Genomic DNA, 25,951 nt, shown 5'->3' with positions numbered 1-25,951 from the left:
CAGTTTTTTGAGTTGCTCATTTGTATTTTAATTGCAGACCTCATTTTTTTAGGTGTTTTAAACAAAACCACTAAACATGTTGTCAAATGAGCAACTTAAATAGTAGGTCTAAAAGATACATTTGCTTCAGTATTTAAATGTATTAAGATGCCAAACAACTGTACTTTTAAGAGTTATTATTACTTAAACAAGTTTTTTAACATAACTCTAGTATTTCTTTCAGTATCAATCTTTCTTATAAGTTGTGTTACTAAATCTAAAAAAAATAGTGCTAATAATGATAACCTAGTTCTATATCCTGCAGTTAACGGTTTAGAAAAGGTACATGGCTTATCGGAATCAACAAAGTTTGATGTTAAGGTTAACGGCCAAGACGCTTTTGTATATCATACCAAAGAAATAAAAGACAAACACGAACATGTAAAGCAACTCAAAAGCGTTTCTTACAAAGGCGTTTCATACCTGAACTTTACATTTAAAAGAAATGTAACTATAGATATATCTGCTTTAGGAAATACTGTTTCTGATTGGGCAGTTTTACCAGATAAAACCATTCAAAAAAATATAAATAATAATCTTTTAAAAATAAACATCAATAAGCCAGAAAAATTTGTAGTTACTGCAAATATTAATGGTGAAGAACACGCTATAATAATAAGTGCAGAAGCACCAGAAAAATTCATCCCATCAAAAAATGATAATGGTGTTTTATTCTTAGAACCTGGTGTGCACAAATTTGGACAGGCTTGGGACCCTTTTGTAAACGGAATTCATACAGTATATATTGCTGGTGGTGCTGTTTTAGAAGCTACTATAAAATCAAAAAACAAAAAAAACGTAAAATTATTGGGTAGAGGTATTCTCTCTCAATCTTTTGTTACCCACGCAGAAGAATCTTCTGAAGATAAAAATTATCGTGAAGAAGAATGGGATGCAGATTGGTTAGGTGTTGTTTTTATTGATTCTGAAAATATAGAAATAGAAGGAGTTGCCATTACAAGCAGTCCTAGTTATCAATTAGAAATTGCCAACTGTAAAAATGTTTCTATAAAAAATGTAAAACTCTGTGGTTTTGGAGAACACAACAACGACGGTGTTCATACTTATAGCAAAAACGTAGTCTTAGAAGATTCATTTATTGCAAGTAATGATGATAGAATTTGCATCACAGGTTTATATGATGCAGAAAAAGGTAATGATAATATTCTTTGGGATGGTACTAATGAGTTAAAAGGTACTCCAGTGTCTAACATCACTATTAGAAATATGGTGTTCTGGGGATTAGATAATAATGGAGGTGATATTATGCTAACATGGAATGGTGCTGATTATGCTAAAGACATTTTAATAGAAAATGTAGTGAGTTTAGTACCAACCAATAAAGCATTTATAGCGGCAAGACATGGTGGCAGTGCAGATATTAATAACCTTACCATTAAAAATGCAACCTTATATCATGGTAATTTATTCGATATTGAAATTGCAGATTCAAATTATCAAGGCGCAGGTGGCGGAAAATTGAGAAATCTATTATTAGAGAATATTACCATTCAAGCAAATATAGCAGATATAGGAAAACAGTTAATTGGAGAAAGCAAAAGCAGCAATATTGAAGGAATAAAATTTAAAAATATTGTTACAAAAGAAGGGGTTTTAAAAAATGTCTCTCAGCTAAATATTAGTTCTAATGAGTTTGTTTCAGACCTAAAAATTATTGAATAATTCTTATGGAAAATCAAGCATTTGTTTTAGAAAATTTAGATTACGTAGCATTTATAGGATATTTTATTCTTTTAAGTTTTATCGGTTATTGGTTTGGTCGAAAAAAAAGTACAAGTTCAGCTGAATATTTTTTAGCTGGTAGAACCCTTCCTTGGTATGTTGTAGGTAGCTCTTACATAGCCTCAAACATTAGTACAGAACACTTTATTGGTTTAATTGGAGCTGCAGTAATATATGGTATTAGTGTTGCTACAGGAGAATGGAGTACAGTAATTGCATTTACTTTTTTAATATGGTTATTTATACCATACCTTTTAACTTCTAAAGTATACACAACGCCAGAGTTTTTAGAAAAAAGGTTCAGCAAAACCATACGTCGCATTTTTGCAATTGTTTCCATTTTAGCAAACATTTTTGCTTTTATGGGGCCAGTAATTTACGGAGGTAGCTTAATACTTACAGAATTTTTTAATATTAGTCCTGTAAATGCGTGTATTATTATTGGTATCACCACAGGTGGATGGGCTGTATGGGGAGGTTTAAAATCCGTAGCTTTTATGGATGTACTTACCATTTTAATAATGATTTTTGGTGGACTAACAGTTACCTTTTTAGGCTTAGCGTATTTGGGTGAAGGAGAAGGAATAATCAAAGGATTTTCTGTAATGGTTGATGTAAATACAGGTAATGTAGATTGGGCTAAAAACTGGATTTCAGATAATGTTCCTAATATTTTAAAAGGAGCAGAAAAAGGCGATGCGTATAGCAGGTTGTCTGTAATACAACCATTAAATCATTACTCAAATCCTTGGACACACTGGGTATTTAGTTTCTTTTATATTGGTTTGTGGTACACAGTTGTAAATCAAACCATGGTGCAAAAGATATTTGCAGCAAAAGACATGTATCATGCAAGAGGAGGCATGGTTTTAGCAAGTTTTTTAAAATTGTTATTACCAGTAATAGTTGTAATTCCTGGTTTAATATTCTTTGCAATGAAACCAGATTTTTTAACCTCTGGAGATTGGGCCTTACAAAGTGATGCTGCCAATAAAACCTACATTCAAATGATTAGTATTTTAGTACCTACCTTCTTAAAAGGAATATTATTAGCTGCATTATTTGGTGCAATTCAATCTACAGTAAGCTCTGTCTTAAATTCTACATCTACTATGTTTACTATAGATATTTATCAAGAAATCTATAAAAAAGATGCTTCTTCAAATCATTATGTAAAAACAGGTAAAGTTGTTGGGGCAATTTTTTTAGCAATTTCAATTGTGTTCGCTATCATTTTAGCAACTGTAACCAAAGTAAACCTATTTATCTTAATACAAGCATTATATGTGTTTATAGCCCCCCCTTTTTCTGCCTTATTCTTGTTAGGAATGCTATGGAAAAGAGTTGGTGGTAAAGATGCATTAGTTACTGTAATTGCTGGTTTTGCCATGGCAGGTTTTTTAAAATTTTTAGAGTTTGGGATGTTAGCAGATTCCGCTTCAGAATTCGCAAACTTTATCAAACCTTTTGCAAATCAAGGTTTAATAACATGGGTATTTTCAATGATGGTTTGTATTATTTCAAGTTTAATAACACCAAATCCAGATGAAAGTCAAGTCTCAAAAGATTTAACGTTTAATATTAATGGTAGTGCGTTAAAACAAGGTTTAGGCACAAAATGGTATAATAAAATTTTTACTTGGTGGATGTTAAATGTAATTATTTTAATCATCATCATTTTAATCTTCTCTGTTGTTCTTAATTAGAAAAAATATAATTTAATGTTTAGAGAAAAAATAAAAAATAGAGCATTAACACCTCCTATGGGTTGGAATAGTTGGGACTGTTTTGGTACTAATGTTACTGAAGAAGAGGTAAAAGCCAACGCTAAATTTATAGCAGAAAATTTAAAACAATATGGATGGGAATATGTTGTAGTAGATTTAGGTTGGTATGGTCCAGAAATTAACAATCATAATTATAAAAACGAAAACATTCCACAACTAATTGATGCTTATGGACGATTAATTCCAGATACAAAACGTTTTCCTTCTGCAGCAAATGGCAAAGGATTTAAACCTTTATCAGACTATATCCATAGTCTTGGTTTAAAGTTTGGCATTCACATTATGCGTGGAATTCCTATACAAGCTGTAGATGCAAAATCACCTATAAAAGGAACAACCACCACAGCAGATGTTATTTCTTATAATAGAGAAAGATGTCCTTGGTTCAATAGTTTAAGAACCTTAGACTTTACCAAAGAAGGCGCTCAAAAATATTACGATTCCATATTTGAATTGTATGCAAATTGGGGGGTAGATTACATTAAAGCAGACGATATTAATGCATGGTCAGAAGTAAATAGAAGTAATGGATCTCCTACAGGAGAAGGATCTCCTTATAGAATTGATGATATAGAAGCTATGGCAAAGGCCATTGATAATTGTGGTAAAGAAATTGTGTTTAGCATTTCTCCTGGAGGTCCAGAAACTACAATTATTAACCATTTAAGAAATCATACAAATCTTTGGCGTATTTCTGCAGATTTTTGGGACGAATGGGGTTCTCTAAAAGCACAAATGAATCGTTGTTCTATTTGGGCACCTTTTGTATCAGTAGGCCATTGGCCAGATGCAGACATGCTGCCATTAGGCGATTTACCTAGAGGAGAGTCTGGTGAAACAAACAGAGTTTCTAACTTCAATGAACAAGAGCAATACACTTTAATGACTTTATGGTGCATATTCCGTTCACCATTGATGTTCGGAGGTAATTTACCAAACACAAATCAGTTTACCATCGATTTAATTAGCAATAAAGAAGTGCTAGAGGTAAATCAAAATAGTTGGAATAACAAACCTGTTTTTGAAAGTGATAATGAAAAAATATGGACTGCTGAAAATGAAAAAGGAACTTATGTAGCCTTTTTTAACCTTACTGACAAAGACAGAGAAATTAGCATATCTCTAAAAGAATTAGATCTTAAAGGAACCTACTTTATTAGAGACTTGTGGGCAAAAGAAACAGAAAGAAGCTCTTCTGATAGTATTACAACAAAAATAGCACCACATGGTGCAAAAATATATTTGATTTTTAAATAATGAGTAAAATGAACAAAAATATAGATCAACTGTCAGCAGACAACATTAGAGCATTGGCAGTTGCAATGGTAGAAAAAGCAAATTCAGGACATCCTGGAGGACCTATGGGAGGTGCAGATTTTATGCATATCCTGTATTCTGAATTCTTTAATTATGATCCGTCTGATATGTCATGGGCATTCAGAGATCGTTTCTTTATGGATGCAGGACACCTATCAACCTTAATGTATGCTCAATATTATCTTCTAGGAAATTACAAAAAAGAAGACATTGCTAATTTTAGACAATGGGGTTCTATAACACCTGGGCATCCAGAAGTAGATGTGGCAAGAGGAATTGAAAACACATCAGGACCATTAGGACAAGGGCATACCATGGGCGTTGGTGCTGCTATTGCGGCTAAATTTTTACAAGCTCGTTTTGGAGATTGGATGAACCACAAAATTTATGGTTTTATTTCTGATGGAGGTATTCAAGAAGAAATATCGCAAGGAGCAGGAAGAATTGCAGGTCATTTAGGATTAAACAATTTTATCCTATTTTTTGATTCTAATGATATTCAATTATCAACTTCTACAGATGAAGTAACAAGTGAAGATACTGCTATGAAGTATAAAGCTTGGGGTTGGAACGTGGTAACCATAGATGCACATAACCATGATGAAATAAGAAAAGCACTTACAGATGCAAATAACGAAACAGAAAAACCAACTTTAATTATAGGTAAAACTATTATGGGTAAAGGTTGTGTTGCAGCAGACGGAAGTATGTACGAAGGTCATTGTGAATTACATGGTAAGCCAATTGGAGCTACAGGTGCAGATTATAGTAAAACTTTAGAAAATTTAGGAGCTAGCTCTGAAAATCCTTTTGATATTTATTCAGAAGTAAGTGAATATTATCAAAAAGTAATAGCACAAAAAAAAGCAAAGGCAAAGGCAAAAAAAGTAGATATTTCTATATGGAAAGAAGCTAATCCAGAAAAAGCTAAAAAATTAGATTTCTTTTTATCTGGTAACTTACCAAACTTAGACTTTTCTAAGATAGAGCATAAAGCTGGTTTAGCTACTAGAGCAGCATCTTCTGGTGTATTAGGTTATTTAGCAGAGCATGTAGAAAACATGATTGTATCTTCTGCAGATTTATCAAATTCAGATAAAACAGATGGTTTTTTAAAGAAAACACATGCACTAAAAAAAGGAGATTTTTCAGGCTCTTTTTTACAAGCTGGTGTGGCTGAGTTAACTATGGCATGTATTGCAAATGGTATTGCTTTACATGGAGGTGTAATTCCGGTTGTGGCAACATTTTTTGTGTTTTCAGATTATATGAAACCCGCAATTAGATTAAGTGCAATACAAGAATTAGGAGTTAAATACGTTTGGACACACGATGCTTTTAGAGTAGGTGAAGATGGACCAACACATCAACCTATAGAACAAGAAGCGCAAATTCGTTTATTAGAAAAGCTCAAAAATCATAGTGGAAATCCAAGTTTTTTAGCCTTACGTCCTGCAGATTCAGCAGAAACAAGTGTTGCTTGGAAAATGGCTTTAGATAATAAAAACACACCAACAGGTTTAATTTTATCAAGACAAGGTATAAAAGATATTGAGCCAATAGCAAGCTCAAGATATAACGAAGCTTTAGAAGCAGAAAAAGGCGGTTATTTGGTAAAAAAAGTAGATAACCCAGATGTAGTTTTAATTGCAAACGGATCAGAGGTTTCAACCTTAGTAGCAGCTGCTGAATTGTTAGAATCTGAGAATAATTTGAAAGTAAATATAGCTTCAATAATTTCTGAAGGATTATTTAAAAATCAATCAACAACATATAAAGAAAGTGTAATTCCAAGCAACAAACCATTATTTGGTTTAACAGCAGGGTTACCAGTAAACTTAGAAGGTTTGGTTGGTGATAATGGAAAAGTTTTTGGGTTAGACCATTTTGGTTACTCTGCACCTGCATCTGTACTAGATGATAAATTTGGATTTACTGCAGAAAAAGTGAGAAATCAAGTTTTAGAATATTTAAAAACAGTTTAAAAAACAAATTATATGAAATTTTTTATTGATACTGCAAATTTAGAACAGATTAAAGAAGCACAAGACTTAGGTGTTTTAGATGGTGTAACTACAAATCCTTCTTTAATGGCTAAAGAAGGGATTACTGGTCAAGAAAATATAATAAACCATTACAAAGCAATTTGTGATGTAGTTGAAGGTGATGTTTCTGCAGAAGTTATCTCTACAGATTTTGATGGAATGGTAAAAGAAGGTGAAGCTTTAGCAGCCTTAAATCCGCAGATTGTGGTAAAATTACCAATGATAAAAGATGGTGTAAAAGCATGTAAATATTTTTCTTCTAAAGGAATTAAAACAAACGTAACTTTAGTTTTTTCTGTTGGGCAAGCATTATTAGCTGCAAAAGCAGGTGCTACTTATGTATCTCCTTTTTTAGGACGTTTAGATGATATTTCTACAGACGGAATGAACTTAATTTCTGAAATTAGATTGGTTTATGATAACTATAACTTTGATACTGAAATTTTAGCAGCTTCCGTAAGAAATACAATGCATATTGTCAATTGTGCAAAATTAGGATCTGATGTAATGACAGGACCTCTAAGTGCTATAGAAGGATTGTTAAAACACCCTTTAACAGATAGTGGTTTGGCTAAGTTTTTAGAAGATTACAAAAAGGGGAATTAGAAAAATAAAAGATTAAAGGTTATGTCAGAAACAAAATATACTATTGGGATGGATTTTGGTTCAGATTCTGTAAGAGCATTAGTAGTAAATACTCTAACAGGAGAAGAATTAGCTTCTGCAGTACATTATTATTCGCGTTGGAAAGAAGGTAAGTTTTGTGATCCATCAAAAAATCAATTCAGGCAACACCCCTTAGACTACATAGAGGGTATAGAAAATACAATTACTCAAGCATTATCAAAAGTAAGTGAAGATGTAGTAAAAAACGTTGTTGGTATTGGTGTAGACACCACAGGTTCTACTCCTGTAGCTGTAGATAAATCTGGCACACCTTTGGCATTATTACCTGATTTTAGAGATAATCCTAATGCCATGTTTATTTTATGGAAAGATCATACAGCTATAAAAGAAGCAGATGAAATTAATGCTCTTTGTAAAAAATGGGAGCTTGATTATTCTCAATATGAAGGAGGAATTTATTCATCAGAGTGGTTTTGGTCAAAAATTTTGCATGTTTCTAGAGCAGATAAAAACATCCTAGAAAATGCGTACTCTTGGGTAGAACATTGCGATTGGATTCCTTTCTTACTTACAGGAGGAAATGACGTTACTAAAATAAAACGAAGTCGTTGTGCAGCAGGTCATAAAGCATTATGGCACGAGTCTTGGGGAGGTTTGCCTCCAAACGATTTTTTTATAGCGCTAGATTCTAAATTAGATGGTTTAAGAGATCGATTATTCAAAGAAACATATACATCAAATACTTCTGTAGGAACTTTATCAGAAGCATGGTCTACAAGATTAGGATTACCTACAAATGTAAAAGTAGCAGTTGGCGCTTTCGATTGCCATATGGGAGCTGTTGGCGTTAACATCAAACCTTATCATTTAACAAAAGTGATGGGAACTTCTACATGCGACATTTTGGTAAAACCTTTAGAAGAAAAAGAGCATTTAGTAGAAGGCATTTGTGGTCAAGTTGATGGTTCTGTAATACCTGGTATGCTTGGTTTAGAGGCAGGTCAGTCTGCCTTTGGAGACGTTTATGCTTGGTATCAACGTTTAATTGAATGGTCAATAAGAGAAATTATTGGAAGTTCAAAAATTTTAACTGAACTAGAAAAAGAAACTTTAATCGAAGAATCCGTTAAAAATATATTACCAAAACTGAATGAATCAGCTGCTAAAGAACCTATTGGTTCATCAGGAGAAATTGCTTTAGATTGGATGAATGGTAGAAGAACACCCGATGCAAATCAAAATTTAAAAGGCGTTATTTCTGGTATTAATTTAGGAAGTACATCACCAAAGATATTTAGAGCTTTAGTAGAGGCAACATGTTTTGGTGCTAAGAAAATTTCAGACAGATTTATAAGTGAAGGGATTCCTATTGAGGGTGTTATTGCAATTGGTGGTATTGCCAAGAAATCTACATTTATAATGCAAACTATGGCAGATGTTTTAAACGCCCCAATAAATGTAGCTAAATCTGAACAAGCCTGTGCATTAGGAGCTGCTATTTTTGGAGCTATTGCAGCTGGTTTACATCAAGATACTGAGTCTGCAATGGATGCAATGGCTAGCCCTTTTGAAAATATTTATAAACCTATTTCAGAAAATGTTGAAGCCTACAAAAAAATATATGAAGATTACAACAGACTTTGTGAAACAATGGAAAATCATATAATGCAAAACTAATGAGTACATACAAAACATTAAAGGAGGAGGCCTATGAGGCTAACATGCAATTACCAGAATTAGGCTTAGTTCTTTTTACTTTTGGTAATGCCAGCGCTGTAGACAGAGATAAAGCCGTGTTTGCAATAAAACCAAGTGGTGTGCCATACAAAGACTTAAAACCTGAAGACATGGTTATTTGTGATTATGAAGCAAAAATTATTGAAGGCAAAATGAGACCTTCTTCAGATACAAAAACACATGCTGTTTTATATAAAGAGTGGAATAAAATTGGAGGTGTAGTGCACACACACTCAACTTACGGAACAGCTTGGGCTCAGGCCATTAAAGACATCCCAATTTTTGGAACTACACATGCAGATCACCTAATCGCAGATATTCCTTGTGCTCCGCCTATGAAAGATAATTATATTCAAGGTGATTATGAACACATGACTGGTTATCAAATCATTGATTGCTTAAAAGACCGTGGTTTAGATTATTATGAAATAGGAATGATATTGGTAGGAAACCACGCTCCTTTTACTTGGGGAAAAACAGCAGCAAAAGCTGTATACAACAGCGCTGTTTGTGAAGAAGTTGCAAAAATGGCTCACCTAACATTATCAATAAATCCTAAAGCAGCAATTTTAAAAGATGCTCTTAAAAGAAAACACTTTGAACGTAAACATGGTAAAGATGCATATTACGGACAAGGTTGTTAATATCAATTTTTAAAATAATCAATAAATTATGGGAATAATCTCTTTTGCTGGTTTTACGTTATTAGTAGCTTTAATAGCTTGGTGGTCTACAAGAAAAACAGATGAAAACTCTTCAGATGGTTATTTTCTGGGAGGTAGAAGCCTTACAGGACCTGTAATAGCTGGATCTTTATTATTAACAAATCTTTCTACCGAGCAAATAGTTGGTATGAATGGAGTATCTTTTAGAGATGGGCTTCCTATTATGGCTTATGAAGTTGTTGCTGCTATTGCTATGGTTTTTACAGCTTTTATATTATTACCTAAATATCTTAAAAGTGGTATTGCTACAATTCCTCAGTTTTTAGAAAAACGTTATGATAAAAGTACAAAAACCATTGTTTCATTACTGTTCTTGTTAGGATACGCAATATCAATGCTACCAACAGTTTTATATTCAGGTGCATTAGCAATAAATACAATGTTTGACGTTCCTGAAACTTTAAGTGTAGGACCAGAAAGTGCACTTTGGATTACAGTATGGTCTATTGGAATAATAGGAAGTATATATGCAATTTTTGGCGGACTAAAAGCTGTAGCAGTATCAGATTCTATAAATGCTGTAGGGTTAATTATTGGAGGGTCTCTAATTCCTATTTTTGGTTTAATGTTTATTGGAGATGGAAATGTAATCACGGGTTTAAATACACTAACAACAGAACTTCCAGAGAAGTTTAATATTATTGGAGGTGCAGATTCTGATGTTCCTTTTTGGACACTATTTACAGGTATGATTATTGTAAATTTTTATTATTGGGGAACCAATCAAGCAATTATACAAAGAGCACTTGGAGCTAAAAATTTAAAAGAAGGACAAAAAGGACTTTTATTAGCAGCTTTTATTAAAATACTTGGGCCATTTATAGTGGTTTTACCTGGTATAATTGCTTTCTATATCTTTAATGGTGATTTAGCAAATGCTGATGAAGCTTATCCAATGTTGGTTAAAAAAGTGCTTCCAGCAGCATTTATAGGTTTTTTTGCAGCTGTTTTATTTGGAGCAATTTTAAGTTCTTTTAACAGTGCGTTAAACAGCTCTGTAACTTTATTTGGATTAGATTTTTACAAAGAGTATTTAAATAAAAATGCCACAGAAAAACAAGTAGTAAGAGCTGGAAAAATATTTGGTATCGTCTTAGCTTTATTCTCAATGGCTATAGCTCCTTTATTATATGGTGTTCAAGGAGGTATTTTTACGTATTTACAAGAGTTAAATGGCACACATAGTGTACCAATTTTAGCGATTATAATAATCGGTGTATTTTCAAAAAGAGTTTCTGGTAAAGCCGCAAATATTGCAATTTTATTTAGTGTTGTTACATATTTAGTAACATTATATTTGATACAACCTAATATTAGTTTCTTACACCTAATGGGGTTATTATTTGTAATAACAATAATCATAATGTTTGTATTGAGTAAGTTCTTCCCAAGAAAAACAGCATATGTCCAAGAATATACAAAACAAGTAGATATAACAAGCTGGGAATATTTAAAACCTGTTGGTTTTACTGTAGTAGCTGCAGTAATCGGACTTTATATCTACTTATCCTAAGTAAATTTAAAAATTTATTAAAAACAAAATAATAATGATTAATTTAAAACAAAACGACGTTTGGTTAGTAACCGGAAGTCAACATTTATATGGCCCTGAAACTCTAAAGCAGGTAGCACTACATTCTCAAGAAATAGCAAAAACCTATAACAATAATGCTTTAATACCTGTTAATATTGTATTTAAACCAACAGTAAAAACTGCAGAAGAAATTCATGCCCTTTGCAAAGAGGCTAATAATAATGAAAATTGTATTGGTTTAATTACTTGGATGCATACATTTTCTCCTTCTAAAATGTGGATCGCAGGTTTAAATGCTCTACAAAAACCATTTTTACACTTACATACACAATTTAATAGAGATATTCCTTGGAATTCTATTGATATGGATTTTATGAATCTAAATCAATCTGCACATGGTGGTCGTGAATTTGGGTTTATAGCATCAAGAATGCGTTTAAATCGAAAAGTTGTTGCAGGACACTGGCAAGATGAAAACGTTATTAAAAAAGTAGCTGATTGGACAAGAGTTGCTAGTGCTGTAGCAGATAGTAAAAAAATGAAAGTGGCTCGTTTTGGAGACAATATGCGTCAAGTTGCGGTAACTGATGGAAATAAAGTTTCTGCTCAAATAAAATTTGGGTATGAAGTAAATGGTTATGGAATAGGAGATTTAGTTGCTTTTATTGATGAAATATCAGATAATCAAATAGATAGACTTATTCAAGAGTATGAAGATACTTATGTAATGGCAGCCAAAATAAAATCTGAAGGTAGTATGCGTCAATCTTTAAGAGATGCTGCTAAAATTGAACTTGGGATGCGTGCTTTTCTAGAAGATGGTGGCTTTACAGCATTTACAGATACCTTTGAAGATTTGCATGGTATGAAACAATTACCTGGCATTGCCACTCAACGTTTAATGGCTTCTGGTTATGGATTTGGAGGCGAAGGTGATTGGAAAACTGCTGCTTTGGTGCGCACTATGAAAGTTATGGGACATGGACTTGAAGGTGGAAATAGTTTTATGGAGGATTATACCTATCATTTTAACCCAAAAAACACAACCTGTTTAGGTTCTCATATGCTAGAAATTTGTCCATCAATTGCAAAAGGAAATGTTTCTTGCGAAATACATCCTTTAGGAATTGGAGGAAAAGAAGACCCTGTGCGTTTGGTATTTAATGCAGGTGCAGGGAAAGCTTTAAATGCTTCTGTGGTTGATATGGGCAATCGTTTTAGAATGTTGGTTAATACAGTTGAAGCTGTTGAGATAAAAGAAGAAATGCCTAATTTACCAGTAGCAAGAGTTTTATGGGATGCAAAACCTGATTTACAAACAGCTGCAGCTGCTTGGATTTACGCTGGTGGTGCACATCATACATGTTACAGTCAAAATATATCTGCTGAATCTTTAGAGGATTTTGCAGAAATTATGGATATTGAGTTTTTATTGATTGATGAAAAAACAGACTTATACAGATTTAAGCAAGAATTACGTTGGAATGATGCAGCCTATGTTTTAAACAAAGGTTTTTAAATAAGTATAGTTTGTTAATTTGGTTTATAAAGAAAAAGAGATTCGCTAAAAACGATCTCTTTTTTGGTTTAGTACCTTAAATTACGGCTCAACTTACTTTTTAAATCATCTTTTAAAAAATCTACCAACCACTAAACTACCAACTGTAGTTTTTCAACTTTGCTTGTCTCTTTATCGCTTTAATCATAACATTGTTTAGAACATCTTTTTGAGTTCCTTCTTTTTGTTTTTTTGCGATAAAACTTCTCCTTTTTGCATCTAATTCTTTAATTTTTTCTTGAATTTCAGCTCTTTCTTTTGCTTTTTGTTTTACATAATTTTTAAGTTCTGCTTCAGATTTGTTTTGTAAAGATTTTGGTAATTTGTTCTTTTCTATGGTTTTATAATCTACTTTACCTTTTTTATCAGCATCAATTAAATCCCAATTGGCATTTTCATACAATCGAGAACTTTTACTTACGGCTCTTTTTACAGCAACAACTTCATCCATTTCAATAGCATTTATATCTTGTTCTTTTTGATTTGAATATTTTGCATATCCAGCAGTGCCAAAATAAACATAAGTAGCATTTAGTTTTTTGTTTAAAATGATAATATCATTATCATAAGGAGTAATAATATGCACTACTTTTTTATCTTGATTAATGGTTAAATAATCTCCACCACCTAAATCTGCACCATCTTTCCACATTCCAGAAATTCCATTAGAATAATTGCCACAAAAAATAGTATTAATCACCACATCCTTTTCTTTAGCATCTGTAATTGCATCTTTATAATTAATTTTTCCTTGCGTAAAAGGTTCGTTACCAGCAATAAATAATAATTTTAAATCGTTTTTGTTGTTGCCCCAATCTAGTTCTTTTAAAGAAGTTTGTATTACTTGTCCGCAAAACTCATTTCCACCATTTGTGGTCAGTGAAAATAGTTTTTCAGAAATTTCATCTAAATCGTTACTAAACTGTAAAACTTGTCTAATAAACCCTTCTCTAGGAGGTAAATTTGAGTTTCCATATTCATACAAAGCAATTTCTAAATCTGGTTTTTGCATTCCGTATTTGGCATAAGAAAGTTCGTTTACAATTTCCCAAAGTTGTGCTTTTGCTTGGTTTATTAATCCGTCCATACTATTACTAGTATCTAACAACAACGCCACTTTTATGGTTTGTTTTTTAAGGTTTTCTTTTTCTGATGGATGATTAGCATAACCCAAAGTGGTTGCTAAAACAAATAGAATTGAGGTTACTTTTAACGCAAGAGATTTCATAATTAATGTTTTTAAAATTGATATTTTGATTAAAAGTTTGGTGTTTAATGTTATCCAATATTAATGACAACTTTTTTCTAAATAAAACCAGAATGAGTAAAGTGGTTCTTTAAGTGAGTGAACAAGAATATAAAATGAGTAAACCTTTTTTTTGGACTGCTTTTATAGGCTATAACACACTTTAGTGATTTTTTTGGATGCTAATTTGTGTATATGTTTACAAAGAATTTAAATCGATTTACTATGAAATATCAAATTACTATACCAAAACCTTGTCATGAAGATTGGAGCAAAATGACACCAACAGAAAAAGGAAAGTTTTGTAAAAGTTGTAGTAAAGAAGTTATTGATTTCACAAATTTATCAAACTCAGAAATGGCCAATAAAGTTAGAAAACACAAAAATCTTTGTGGTCGTTTTAAAGACAATCAATTGAATACAGAGTTAGCAATTTTAAAGAAAAATAATGTATCGAAAGTAGCTGCTGGTTTGGCTTTAATTTCTGCAATTTCGGCTTCAGAACCTGTTTTTGGGCAATCCAAAAAAGAAAATGTAGAGGTATTAAGTATTAGATTGGGTAAAGTTTTTGTTGAGAATGATTCCATTCAAAAAGACATTATCATTACTGGTAAAGTGAAAGATGCTTTTGATGTTTTACCTGGAGCAAGTATTGTGTTAAAAGGAACCAATTTAGGTACAGAAACCGATTTTGATGGAAATTTTTCCATCAAAATACCAAATAAAAAGGCAAAGTCAACTATATTAGTTATCTCTTATTTGGGGTATAAAACACAAGAAATTGATATTTTATCAATCAAAAAACCACTTATAATTGAAATGGAAGAAGCTAATGAAATTTTAGGAGAAGTTGTAACTGTTGGAATGGTTACTATAAAAAGACCAAATATTTTTAAAAGAATTGGAAACCTTTTTAGAAAAAAGGAAAACAGAAGATATTAAATGTTAAAAAAAACGTACATATTATTTACTTTTTTATTGTTCAGTTTTGCAACAATTTACAGTCAAGAAAATATTATTACTCAAAAAGGAGTCTTGTTTTCTGTAAGAATTACAATTGTTGATGATAGTACTAATGAGAAAGTAAAAAATGCTGAAGTTTCTGTAAATGGTATTACCTACAGTTACCCAGATATAAGTGGCAGGTATATTGTAAAAGCCAAAGTTGGTGATGAACTTAGAGTATCACACCCAGATTTTGAAACGATTTATTACCGATTAAAATCGAGTGAAGATATTAAGATTTTAGTTGAAAATTCTGGAAATAGTAGAAATGGAAATTCAAAATATTTAAGTAAAACTAGAAGTCAAGATTTGTATTTGCAGCATTTAGATTCTGTGAAGTTTTACAAAGAAAAAGACATCGAAAAAAGTTTGTCTTTTATAGAAAAAGCCTTAGAAAATAAGCAAAATAAACAAAGAAATGCAGCTACATACAAACTGCTTGCAGATGTGTATCTGTACTGGAAACAGTACGATTTGGCTGTGTATAACTACAAATTATCGCATCAAATTAAAGAAGATTTAGCCACTAAATTGGCTTTGGCTAATGCGCAGTTTTTACAAAAAAAGTATGCAGATAGTCAACAATCATATCAAGAATTATTAAAAGAAAGACTGAGTAAGTACGAAGAAATTCAGGTTTTTGAAGGTTTAGGTGATGTAAATTTTGCTCAAAAAAAATGGGATATAGCTAACGATAATTATCAAAAAGCCTTACAAATTTCCAAAGAGAATTCGGTATCACCTAAAATTACAGATATAAGTTCTAAAATAGCAGATGTTTTGGCAGCACAAGGAAAAATTAATGAAGCTGAAAATCAATTTAAAAATTCTTTAAATTTTGCTAAAAAAGAAAACCCAGAAAGAGCTTTAGAAGAAGAAGAGAAAGTGGCCGATTTTTACAATTCTAATCAACGTTTTGATGAAGAAATTGCCATCCGAAAAAAGAGTTTACAGAAGGCAGAAAGTAATTCTGCTAGAATATTATTGAATGAAAAAGATTCAATTACCCCGCAAAAAATTAGTTATAAAATTGGGAATGCTTACATTTTAAAAGAAGATTACCAAAGTGCAATTCCGTTTTTAGAAAAGAGTATAAATGATGCAAAAGAAAAGAAAGATATTGTAGTTGCTAAAGATGCCACAAGAAAAATTTCTGAGGTTTTTGCTAGTTTAGGTGATAACGAAAAAGCGCTTAAAAATTATAAAGAATATGTGGCTTTGGTAGATTCTTTGTATGTTAGAAAAGAACAAGAAATTCAAAGAGCCAAAAGGTTTTCTAAAAACATTGCAGACAATCAAAATCGAATTGCAAGCTTAGAAAAAGACAAAGAATTGGCACAAAGTAAAATCAGTTTAGCTTATATAGATCAAAAATTATCAGAAGAAAGTAATCGAAGACAACGTTTAATTATTTACTCTTTAATTGGTGGTTTTCTGTTGATGAGTTTACTAGCTTATTTTATGTTTAGAACAAACAAACAACAAAAATTAGCCAACAATTTATTGGCCTTAAAATCGATGCGATCGCAAATGAATCCGCATTTTATTTTTAACGCACTAAACTCTGTAAACAGTTTTATTGCTGTAAATGACGAACGAAACGCAAACCGTTATTTAAGTGAGTTTTCTGTTTTAATGCGTTCGGTTTTAGAAAATTCTGATGAAGATTTTATTTCTTTAAATAAAGAAATTGAGTTGCTAGAATTGTATGTAAAATTAGAACACAATCGTTTTAAAGACAAGTTTGATTATAAAATTTCTGTTGATGAAACTATTGATTTAGAACAATTTTCAATTCCGCCAATGTTATTACAGCCTTATATAGAAAACGCAATTTGGCACGGATTACGTTATAAAAAAGAGAAAGGGAATTTAGAAATTTCTATTCAAAAAAAAGATGATGACACTGTTGTAATTTCTATTGTTGATGATGGAATTGGACGAAAAAAATCGCAAGAAATTAAGACGAAAAATCAACTGAAACAAAAGTCTAAAGGAATGAGTACCATAAAAAATAGAATTGCCATTTTAAATAATATGTACAAAGAACGCATTGCTGTAAATGTTACTGATGCTTTAGCAAATGGAGAAGGAACAAAAGTTGAGTTGTTTTTAAAAAAGAAATAGTTATTTCACAGAGTTTCGCAGAGAAAACGCTGAGTTCCACAAAGCATTTTTTCAAATTACGAAAAGAAAATGTACTGGTAACAACCTTTAAAAACATTGAGGAAAATATAAATTGAAAATTCTGAGAAAGCTCTTTGGAAAAAACTCTGTGAATCTCAGTGTAATAAAAAAAACGATGAAATTAAAAGCCATAATAGTAGAAGACGAACAAATTAGTAGAGAAATTTTGCGCAACTATTTAGGTAAATATTGCCCAAATGTTACTTTATTGGGCGAAGCCGAAAATATTGATGAAGCGTATCAATTAATACAAAAACACGAATTAGATTTGGTGTTTTTAGATGTAGAAATGCCTTTTGGCAACGCGTTTGATTTGTTAGAAAAAGTAGAAAACAGAACTTTTGAAACGGTTTTTGTAACGGCTTACGATCATTATGCAATAGAGGCGTTAAACAACCATGCAAGTTATTATTTGTTAAAACCAATTTCTATTGATGAGTTGATTAAAGCTGTAAATATTGTATCAGAAATTAAAGAAAAAGAAAATGAATTACAGCATCAAATATTGGCGCCAAAAACAAAATCTGCAGAAGGTAAAATAACTATTCCGCACCAAGATGGTTTTGAAGTTTTAAATATTGATGACATTGTTTTTTGCAAAGCCGATGATAATTATACAGAAATTCATTTGGCAAATTCTAAAAAATTAGTGAGCAAAACGTTAAAATATTTTGAAGAAGCTTTAACAGAATACACGTTTGCTAGAATTCATAAATCGTATTTGGTAAATGTAAACGCAATTACCAAATACAAAAAAGGAAAAGGAGGAAGTGTAATTGTTTCTAATGGAAAAGAAATTTTGGTTTCTGCTTCGCAAAAAAGTAATTTATTATCTTATTTTAAATAAAAAAAGCCCTTCTTATTCTTCCCAAAGAGAAGAGAAAGTAGATTGAAAATTATTGGAATTAATTTGATTTTTTATCAAATTTCTATTCAGGTGTTTTTTAAATTTTTACATTTACTGCTAAACTAAAAGACAAAAGAATATGCCTATCATAAAATCAGTAAGAGGAAATCATCCACAGATACCAGAAGATTGTTATATCGCAGAAAACGCTACTATTTTAGGTGAAGTTTCTTTAGGTTCAGATTGTTCTATATGGTTTAATGCAGTAATTAGAGGCGATGTACATTTTATTAAAATCGGTAATAAAGTTAACATTCAAGATGGAGCTGTAATCCACGCAACTTATCAAAAATCGCCAACAACAATAGGGAATAATGTATCTATTGGGCACAATGCAATTGTGCATGGGTGTACAATTCACGATAATGTTTTAGTAGGTATGGGGGCTATTATTATGGACGATTGTATTGTAGAATCGAATTCTATAATTGCAGCAGGTGCTGTAGTTACCAAAAACACAAAAGTAGAAAGTGGAAGTATTTATGCAGGTGTACCCGCTAAAAAAGTAAAAGACATTTCAGAAGAATTAATTTCTGGAGAAATAGATAGAATTGCCAACAATTATTTAAAATATTCGAGTTGGTTTAAGTAATTCTACCCTTTCTGGATTCGTTAAAATTGTGTACTGAATTATTTATGTACTCTGATTTATACTATTTATTTGTAAAAAATATATAATAATTTTTAATTGACTGGAGTGAAACTAATTAGCTTTAAGATGGTCACTGCGTTTACATCCTAATATTTTTTTCAATCCATAATAAATTAAATTACTTTCAAATAGCTTATTGTTACCTCCAATATTTCTTAAAAAAAATGCAGTAAATAATTCCTTTATCTAAATTAAAAACTATTACGATTAATTGTAACGATTATTTAATTCCAAAAGAGGCTATATAAAACAACTAAAATCAGCATTACAGCAAAGGAACCAATATTGAACAACGGACTTGTTTTAAATAATTCTTTAGAAATATCTATTCCTTTTTTATCATCAGCCCCTTTATGTTGAATATAACTATACCCTGCAATCATAATTATTGTTAATACAACAGTATATCCCATTTGATCCATAAACGGAACATCTACAAAAAATGAACTTGAAGACCATCCTTTTGGTGCCACTTTAAAATACATCGCAATTGGTATTGAAACCAATGCACCAAAGATTGCACCTTTGTTGGTTGTTTTTTTCCAAAATAACCCTAATATAAATACCGCCAAAATACCTGGACTTACCACTCCTGTATATTCTTGAATAAATTGAAAAGCTTGATCGAGATTCCCTAATAATGGAGCCATAATACAAGCAATTATCAAAGCAACTCCCGCTGAAATTCTACCCATATTTACAGTAGCCTTATCAGATGCATTTTTATTGATGTATTGTTTATAAATATCCATCGTAAAAATGGTAGAGGTTGAGTTTAACATCGAAGCTAGAGAAGATACAATCGCTGCTGCTAAAGCTGCAAACGCCACACCTTTTAATCCTGTTGGTAGAAATTGTAATAACCAAGGATAGGCTTTATCTGCCTGTTCTGCACTAGGTAAGTTTTCTAAACCAGCCATCCCCAATCTTGCCATAATTTCAGGATCATTTACCATTACATAGGCAGCAATTCCCGGAATTACGACAATTAACGGAATTACTAACTTTAAGAAAGCAGCAAATAGAATCCCTTTTTGTGCTTCTTTTAACGATTTTGCAGCTAAAGTTCTTTGGATGATATATTGGTTAAATCCCCAGTAATACAAATTGGCCACCCACATTCCTCCAACAAGTACTGCAATACCAGGTAAGTTTTTATATTCAGGATTCGATTCATCTAAAATCATAGCAAAACGTTCTGGAACGGCTTCATAAATGGTTACTAATCCTGCAAACACTCCTTCTCCATCAGAAACTGTATTTAAGGCTAAATAGGTTGTTACCAAACCACCAATAACAAGAAACACTACTTGAATTACATCTGTCCAAGCAACAGCTGAGAGACCTCCATACAGAGAGTAAGCCGCTGCAAAAAGCGCTAAGCCAACAACACCATATAGCATTGGCACCCCCATAATAGTTTCTAAAGCAAGGGAACCTAAATATAAAACAGTGGTTAGGTTTACAAATACATACAAAGCTATCCAGAAAACCGCTAGAATTGTTTTTAAGTTTGTAGAGTATCTTTTTTCTACAAACTCTGGGATTGTGTATAATCCTTTTTCAATAAAAATGGGTAAGAAATATTTTCCTACAATGATTAAAGTGATGGCAGCCATCCACTCATAAGAAGCAATCGCCAAACCTGATGCAAAACCTGAACCAGACATTCCTATAAATTGCTCAGCTGAGATATTGGCAGCAATTAAGGATGCCCCAATAGCCCACCAAGGTAAAGATTTACTGGCTAAAAAGTAATCTTCTGCATTTTTTTGATATCCTTTTATATCTCTTGAAACCCATAAACCTACTCCTAAAATTAAGATGGCGTATAGTATAAAAATAATGTAATCTAAAATTTCGAAACTTGATGTCATGGTGTTTTTGACTAAGATTTATGAGTTTTATCTTTTACTTTTATTCTTAAAATGGTGGTACTAATTATAATATTGTAATATCTTATACAAACTACACTTTCGTAGATTTTTTATTAAGAATATGTAATAATTATTCTCGGCTTGAATTTTTTTTTGAAATATTATTGGTACAATATTGTTAAATTCTAAAAACCAGTTCCTGGGTTTACAGGAACACTTGATGCTTGTGCCTTTTGAGGATTTAATATCATATAAGTACCTAAAGCTGTTAATGCTACATATTTACCATAATTTCCTATTTTTTTAATAGCGTCTTTACGAGAAATACCTTTAGTTTCTTTTACAGTGTTTTCTATATTTTTTTTCATAATGTATATTTTAAATTCTCGTTAATTATTCTAAAATGAATTTCTTATTGAATTTACTAGTTTCAGTTTCTAATTTTACAAAATACACCCCTTTTGATAAATTTGGTAAATTAACCTCTTCAATTCCCGAGGATTTAAAAGAAGTACTTAAAACTTCTTTACCAAGAAAATTGAATAATTTAAGATTTGTTTTACCTTTAGTTAAACCTACAATTCTTAATGTTGAGTTATTTATTTTATAGAGCGAAACATTACTTAAAGTTTCTCTATTTATACTTAATGACGCTTTAGAAGTTGTATGAACATAAAAACGGCCAGAACTATTAGATGCATTATTTAATGTAACTGCATAAGCTTTACCAGCTTCTTCTAAACTAATAAATTTATTTTCTAGCCTATCTTCTAAGTAAACTTTAATTCCAGTAGGTAAATTTTGTGCATTTACAGTAAATTTAATTTCTTTACCTACGTCCGCTCTTAAAACTAAAGGAACGACCATAGTTTCTAAATCTTTATTTGGTAATGTTTGACGCATAAAATTTACTCCTTCATTAGATTCTAACAATTGTGTAAAAATATCTAAAGAACCCTTAACGCTGTTAGAAGAACCTGTAAAAGAACCTACATCAAATCTTGGGTCTAGGCCTTTTGTTTTATTCTCTAAATAGTTAATTTTAGTTGATTTTAAATTATTTTCACTTTCAACAAAAACGGTTACTGATGGATTATTTGCCTTTAAAAAAGGAACTCCTGTTTGTGGACTTAACATAGCTTCTGTAACATTAATACTAGTGCTTAATGCATCTGAATTCACAAAAAAAGCTTGCCCTGGATGGATATAACCTGTTGTTTGCTCAGTATATTCTGTTCCATTCCAAATATATACAGCTTCATTTGCGTCTGTAAGTGCTGCCTCATTTGCTGTTAAAAAGTCAGCAATATTTATGTAAGAAGGAAAAGGATTTCCTACTAAATTCCACTTATTAAAAATACCTGTTGCAACGCCAATTTCTGTTTGCGTAATTGTTGTATTTACAGTTTCAGTAGCCAAATTACCTATAAAAGCAAATGGACCAACAGAATTCCTTAACATAGAATATCCTGTACCACTACCAAATGTAGTTTCTGCTCCACCTCCTTGAAAATAAACCCAATCGCCGTCTAAATCTGTAGAATTTACATATGTAGAAATCGCTCTATTAGATGTATTCGTAATTCCTGAAGCTATATCATTATCTAAAACCCAAGCATCATTATACGTTTCTCCAACAACAGGAGATGAAACCAAATGCCAATTTGTATCTGGTATTTGCAAGTTGTAAGTAATTTGACCAGTAACTGCTTTTTTAGTAATTAATGAACTACCTGAATTTGCAACAAATATTCCTAAATTGCTAAAATCTCCCTCAATTGTTAAATCTTTATTTAAAACTGTAAATGACCCTATATCTGTAGACAAATCATTAACAACAACACTAGTTGAAATAGTTGGTTGGTTGGTTGTACCTGTTATTCTTACGTTAGAACTACTTGTTGGCAGAGTTGTAGGAGTCCAATTTGAAGCTGTAGCCCAATCTGTAGAACCTGGAGTGCCATTCCATACATGAGAAACTAATCTAAATTGTTGATTTGCTCCACTAGAATCTACATCAAAAGTTTGTATTTGTGCACCAGAAGCACCATCTTGAATATCAAAAGCTCTAACAGGATTATTTACAGAGCCAAAGTTACAGGTTGTAAATGCTATTTGCAAAACATATGTTCCTGGGTTATTGCCTTCGGAAACTAGAAACTCTACATTAGCGTCTGAAACTGCATACCTTGCTTGTACATCTCCAAATTGTCCACACCAGCCATCCTTTATACCTATAAAAGAACCTGAGGCAACATTAGAGATTTTGTATATATTACCTCCTTGATGTGTGAAATTCCATAATTGATTATTATCCGAAAAATCAGGAGTTGTCATAGAAACGTCAAAATCTCCTGTTGTAGCAGAAACCATAGCTTCTTGATGAACATCTGAGTAAATCTGATAGGTTCCATCTGCAATAATTTGAGCACTTAAACCATTAGTAGCTATAAGAAATAAACTAACTATTATGCTGCGTGTAAAAAATTGTTTTGTTTTCATAGTTTGAAATTTATTTGATTAACATTTTTTTTGAGACCGTAGCTTCATTATTTTTTAATTGAACATAGTAAATACCCTGGTTAAGCGATGTGATTTTTATAAATTGATCATTGCTTTGAATATTTACAAAATTATTTTTTGAAACCTGCCTTCCAGAAATATCAAAAATTTGCACCTCAAAATTGGTAAGATTACCTGGTGTTATGATTTTAATTCCGTGATCTTTTTGATAATAAATACCAATTTTTTGTAATAAATTATTCTTGACACTCAAGGTATAATTACAACCGTTAAAAACATTAAAAATATTTTTACCAGAACTTGCAATTGTTTCTGTTCTATTTGTATTTACCACTGTAGCACAACTTTCATCTGGAGTTTCCCAATCGCTACCATTTATATATTTATATTCAAAGCTAATTGGATAATCTGTTGGGGTTGGTAATCTTAACGTTGCACTATGTATATTGTTATCAATATTTGGCATTATAAAATTATCACCATTCCATCCGTTAAACCAACCTGCTATCCGAACACCATCTGAACTTAAAATTTCTGATGTCATATCAACATTAAGCGTTAAAGAAAAACCTGTTCCGTCTGCATTACATCCATTAAAAGGGACAACCTCTAATACAACATCAACACCAGAATCATTAATGTACAAAAATCTATTTCCGTTAGAAGGAGCACAAGGATATCCTGCATTTTCTTCAGTACCCCAAGAATTTCCGTTTAAAAATTTATATTCGTGCCATCCAGCATCTAACTGAATTTTTGTAGAGTAAATATCAGAAGAACCTTCTTGAGTTAAGGGTGTACTAGTAGTATTCCAGTTATTAATAGAGCCTACAACATGAATTCCTTCAGGGTTTATTGTTACTCCAGACATATCAACTTTTAGTGTAACATTTACTTGGCAAAAAAGCCCAGTGCTAGATATAAAAAATATTAAAAGAGCTTTTAAAATGTAATTATTTTCCATGTTTTTATGTTTAATTGATTAATAAATTAATGATTGTATTGCGTGTTGAGGAATCGTCAAATGAACTTCGCTATTATTTACGATGATTTTATAATGAATTGCTTCATCAGTTTTATTCAATACCACTGTAGTAATTTTGCCGTCTAAATTTTGAAAACTTGTAGCTTCTAAAGTACTTCTCATAGTGGTAGTACTTACTCTTTTTGCATTTGGTTTGATAAATTTAGAAAAATGGCCAATATAAAAATATGATGGTGTGTAAATGAGTTCTTTGGTTCTTAGATCTGCATGTATTGGTGCAAAACATAAATTATTAACATGGTTAGGTCCACCTGTTTCATCTAATAAAATATTCCAGTCTGTCCAGCCAACAGTACCACTATTAAAATCATTAATCATTGAGTTTCCATAACGCTCTGCATTAGACCATCTGTAATAATGATTTTCATCAAAAGCCTCTTGACAACCTTCTGTAAAAAGTAAATTTTTATCTGGATATGACTCTTTTATACTTTTTAAATTATCATATTTAGGTTTACCTCCTGTCCAAGTTTCATACCAATGATAACCAATTCCCCATGCATATTTAGAAGCTTCTGGATCATCAAAAATGGTATTAGCCCTATGAGAAATTAAATCTCTGTTATGATCCCAAACCACAATATTCTTATCTTTAAAACCTGCCTTTTCAAAGGTTGGTCCTAAATAATTTTTTAAAAAATCTTTTTCTTCATCAGCTGTGTAAATACATGATTCCCAGCGTTGTTTAGCCATAGGTTCGTTTTGAATTGTAACCCCCCAAACTGGAATTCCTTCTTTTTCATAAGCCTGTATAAACTTCACAAAATAATTAGCCCAAGGTTGATAATACTCTGGCAAGAGTTTACCACCTTGCAGCATGCTTTTATTAGATTTCATAAAAGCTGGCGGACTCCAAGGGCTTGCGTAAAAAACCAAATCATCACCAATAATTTTTTGTGCTTTTTTAATCATCGGAATTCGATATCTTAAATCTCTAACAATAGAAAAACTTTTTAATTCAGCATCGTTATCTTTAACATACGTATGGCTTTCTGAGCTAAAATCGCAACTATGGATACTTGTTCTGATGATATTGTAATTAATACCAGTTTCGCCATAATAAGCGTTTAATAATTCTTCTTGTTTGTTTTTAGGAAGTTTTGCAAAAACCTCTGCAGAAGCATCTGTTATAGCACCTCCAATTCCTAAAAAAGATTGGAATTTTTTTTCAGGATTTACCAATATTGCAATTTCAGTTTCTAAAGGTTGCTTAGCCTCTTTAAAAACTTTTTTTTCTGTTAAGGAAATTTTTAAATCCGTGTTTTCTGCTGTGGTATAAACTGCAAGATTTTTTGGTTTAAATTCTTCTTTTTCAGGTATTAGTATTTCTTTTTTTGTGCCAAAACAAGACATAAGAAATACGATACACACAATAAAAATTGTTGTTTTTTTCATAA

19 protein-coding genes are annotated in these 25,951 nt (G+C 31.6%); 13 read left to right on the top strand and 6 right to left on the bottom strand.

Translation table 11 applies throughout. The annotated features are described in order from the left end of the window. Positions 1–147: 147 nt before the first annotated feature. The 9 genes from ACW9UN_RS04750 to araA are packed head-to-tail and all read left to right on the top strand — an operon-like array spanning position 148 to position 13,073. Complete coding sequence (locus ACW9UN_RS04750) at positions 148–1,722, top strand: glycosyl hydrolase family 28 protein (RefSeq protein ID WP_459484363.1); 1,575 nt, start codon at positions 148–150, stop codon at positions 1,720–1,722. A gap of 5 nt (positions 1,723–1,727) precedes the next feature. Continuing rightward, positions 1,728–3,488 (top strand): SLC5 family protein, encoded by a 1,761-nt coding sequence (locus tag ACW9UN_RS04745; RefSeq protein ID WP_459484361.1) that lies wholly within the window; start codon positions 1,728–1,730, stop codon positions 3,486–3,488. 15 nt (positions 3,489–3,503) lie between these two features. After that, positions 3,504–4,826, top strand: a complete 1,323-nt coding sequence (locus tag ACW9UN_RS04740) for a glycoside hydrolase family 27 protein (RefSeq protein ID WP_459484360.1) — start codon at positions 3,504–3,506, stop codon at positions 4,824–4,826. Between the two features lie 8 nt (positions 4,827–4,834). Further along, on the top strand, positions 4,835–6,871 hold the full coding sequence (locus tag ACW9UN_RS04735) for a transketolase family protein (RefSeq protein ID WP_459484358.1): 2,037 nt from the start codon (positions 4,835–4,837) through the stop codon (positions 6,869–6,871). Positions 6,872–6,883: 12 nt separating this feature from the next. Continuing rightward, positions 6,884–7,537, top strand: a complete 654-nt coding sequence (fsa, locus tag ACW9UN_RS04730; RefSeq protein ID WP_459484357.1) for a fructose-6-phosphate aldolase — start codon at positions 6,884–6,886, stop codon at positions 7,535–7,537. Between the two features lie 21 nt (positions 7,538–7,558). Further along, positions 7,559–9,235, top strand: a complete 1,677-nt coding sequence (locus tag ACW9UN_RS04725) for a ribulokinase (RefSeq protein WP_459484355.1) — start codon at positions 7,559–7,561, stop codon at positions 9,233–9,235. Beyond that, entirely contained in the window at positions 9,235–9,939 is a 705-nt protein-coding gene (locus tag ACW9UN_RS04720) for an L-ribulose-5-phosphate 4-epimerase (protein ID WP_459484353.1), read from the top strand. Before ACW9UN_RS04725 ends, ACW9UN_RS04720 begins: the two co-directional genes overlap by 1 nt. A 28-nt stretch (positions 9,940–9,967) precedes the next feature. After that, positions 9,968–11,533, top strand: coding sequence for a solute:sodium symporter family transporter (locus ACW9UN_RS04715; RefSeq protein WP_459484352.1), 1,566 nt, complete (start codon positions 9,968–9,970; stop codon positions 11,531–11,533). A gap of 34 nt (positions 11,534–11,567) precedes the next feature. After that, positions 11,568–13,073 (top strand): L-arabinose isomerase, encoded by a 1,506-nt coding sequence (araA, locus tag ACW9UN_RS04710; RefSeq protein WP_459484350.1) that lies wholly within the window; start codon positions 11,568–11,570, stop codon positions 13,071–13,073. A gap of 136 nt (positions 13,074–13,209) precedes the next feature. On the opposite strand, the gene ACW9UN_RS04705 is transcribed toward araA, so the two are convergent. Continuing rightward, on the bottom strand, positions 13,210–14,340 hold the full coding sequence (locus ACW9UN_RS04705; RefSeq protein WP_459484347.1) for a vWA domain-containing protein: 1,131 nt from the start codon (positions 14,338–14,340) through the stop codon (positions 13,210–13,212). A 243-nt stretch (positions 14,341–14,583) separates the two neighbouring features. Between ACW9UN_RS04705 and ACW9UN_RS04700 the strand changes: the two genes are divergently transcribed. The 4 genes from ACW9UN_RS04700 (at position 14,584) to ACW9UN_RS04685 (ending at position 19,049) form a co-directional block, all read left to right on the top strand. Beyond that, positions 14,584–15,300 carry a carboxypeptidase-like regulatory domain-containing protein gene (locus tag ACW9UN_RS04700; RefSeq protein WP_459484345.1) on the top strand — a complete coding sequence of 239 codons (717 nt, stop codon included), beginning with the start codon at positions 14,584–14,586 and terminating at the stop codon, positions 15,298–15,300. After that, positions 15,301–17,490 carry a sensor histidine kinase gene (locus tag ACW9UN_RS04695; RefSeq protein WP_459484343.1) on the top strand — a complete coding sequence of 730 codons (2,190 nt, stop codon included), beginning with the start codon at positions 15,301–15,303 and terminating at the stop codon, positions 17,488–17,490. It begins immediately after the preceding gene. A gap of 175 nt (positions 17,491–17,665) precedes the next feature. Continuing rightward, on the top strand, positions 17,666–18,397 hold the full coding sequence (locus tag ACW9UN_RS04690) for a LytR/AlgR family response regulator transcription factor (RefSeq protein ID WP_459484341.1): 732 nt from the start codon (positions 17,666–17,668) through the stop codon (positions 18,395–18,397). A 139-nt stretch (positions 18,398–18,536) separates the two neighbouring features. Continuing rightward, complete coding sequence (locus ACW9UN_RS04685; protein ID WP_459484338.1) at positions 18,537–19,049, top strand: gamma carbonic anhydrase family protein; 513 nt, start codon at positions 18,537–18,539, stop codon at positions 19,047–19,049. Between the two features lie 284 nt (positions 19,050–19,333). On the opposite strand, the gene ACW9UN_RS04680 is transcribed toward ACW9UN_RS04685, so the two are convergent. From ACW9UN_RS04680 to ACW9UN_RS04660, 5 genes are all read right to left on the bottom strand, one after another. Next, positions 19,334–20,986, bottom strand: a complete 1,653-nt coding sequence (locus ACW9UN_RS04680; RefSeq protein ID WP_459484336.1) for a sodium/sugar symporter — start codon at positions 20,984–20,986, stop codon at positions 19,334–19,336. A 185-nt stretch (positions 20,987–21,171) separates the two neighbouring features. Next, a complete protein-coding gene (locus ACW9UN_RS04675) occupies positions 21,172–21,354 on the bottom strand; it encodes a hypothetical protein (protein WP_459484335.1) in 183 nt (60 codons plus the stop codon). A 25-nt stretch (positions 21,355–21,379) separates the two neighbouring features. Next, complete coding sequence (locus ACW9UN_RS04670) at positions 21,380–23,488, bottom strand: DUF8693 domain-containing protein (protein WP_459484332.1); 2,109 nt, start codon at positions 23,486–23,488, stop codon at positions 21,380–21,382. 10 nt (positions 23,489–23,498) lie between these two features. Next, on the bottom strand, positions 23,499–24,473 hold the full coding sequence (locus ACW9UN_RS04665) for a T9SS type A sorting domain-containing protein (RefSeq protein WP_459484329.1): 975 nt from the start codon (positions 24,471–24,473) through the stop codon (positions 23,499–23,501). Positions 24,474–24,491: 18 nt separating this feature from the next. Continuing rightward, entirely contained in the window at positions 24,492–25,949 is a 1,458-nt protein-coding gene (locus ACW9UN_RS04660) for a glycoside hydrolase family 30 protein (protein WP_459484327.1), read from the bottom strand. Between the last annotated feature and the right edge of the window lie 2 nt (positions 25,950–25,951).

The sequence above is a fragment of the Polaribacter litoreus genome, from assembly GCF_054584775.1.
Note: the sequence above shows the minus strand (reverse complement) of the source record. Positions and strands in the feature narration are given on the sequence as shown.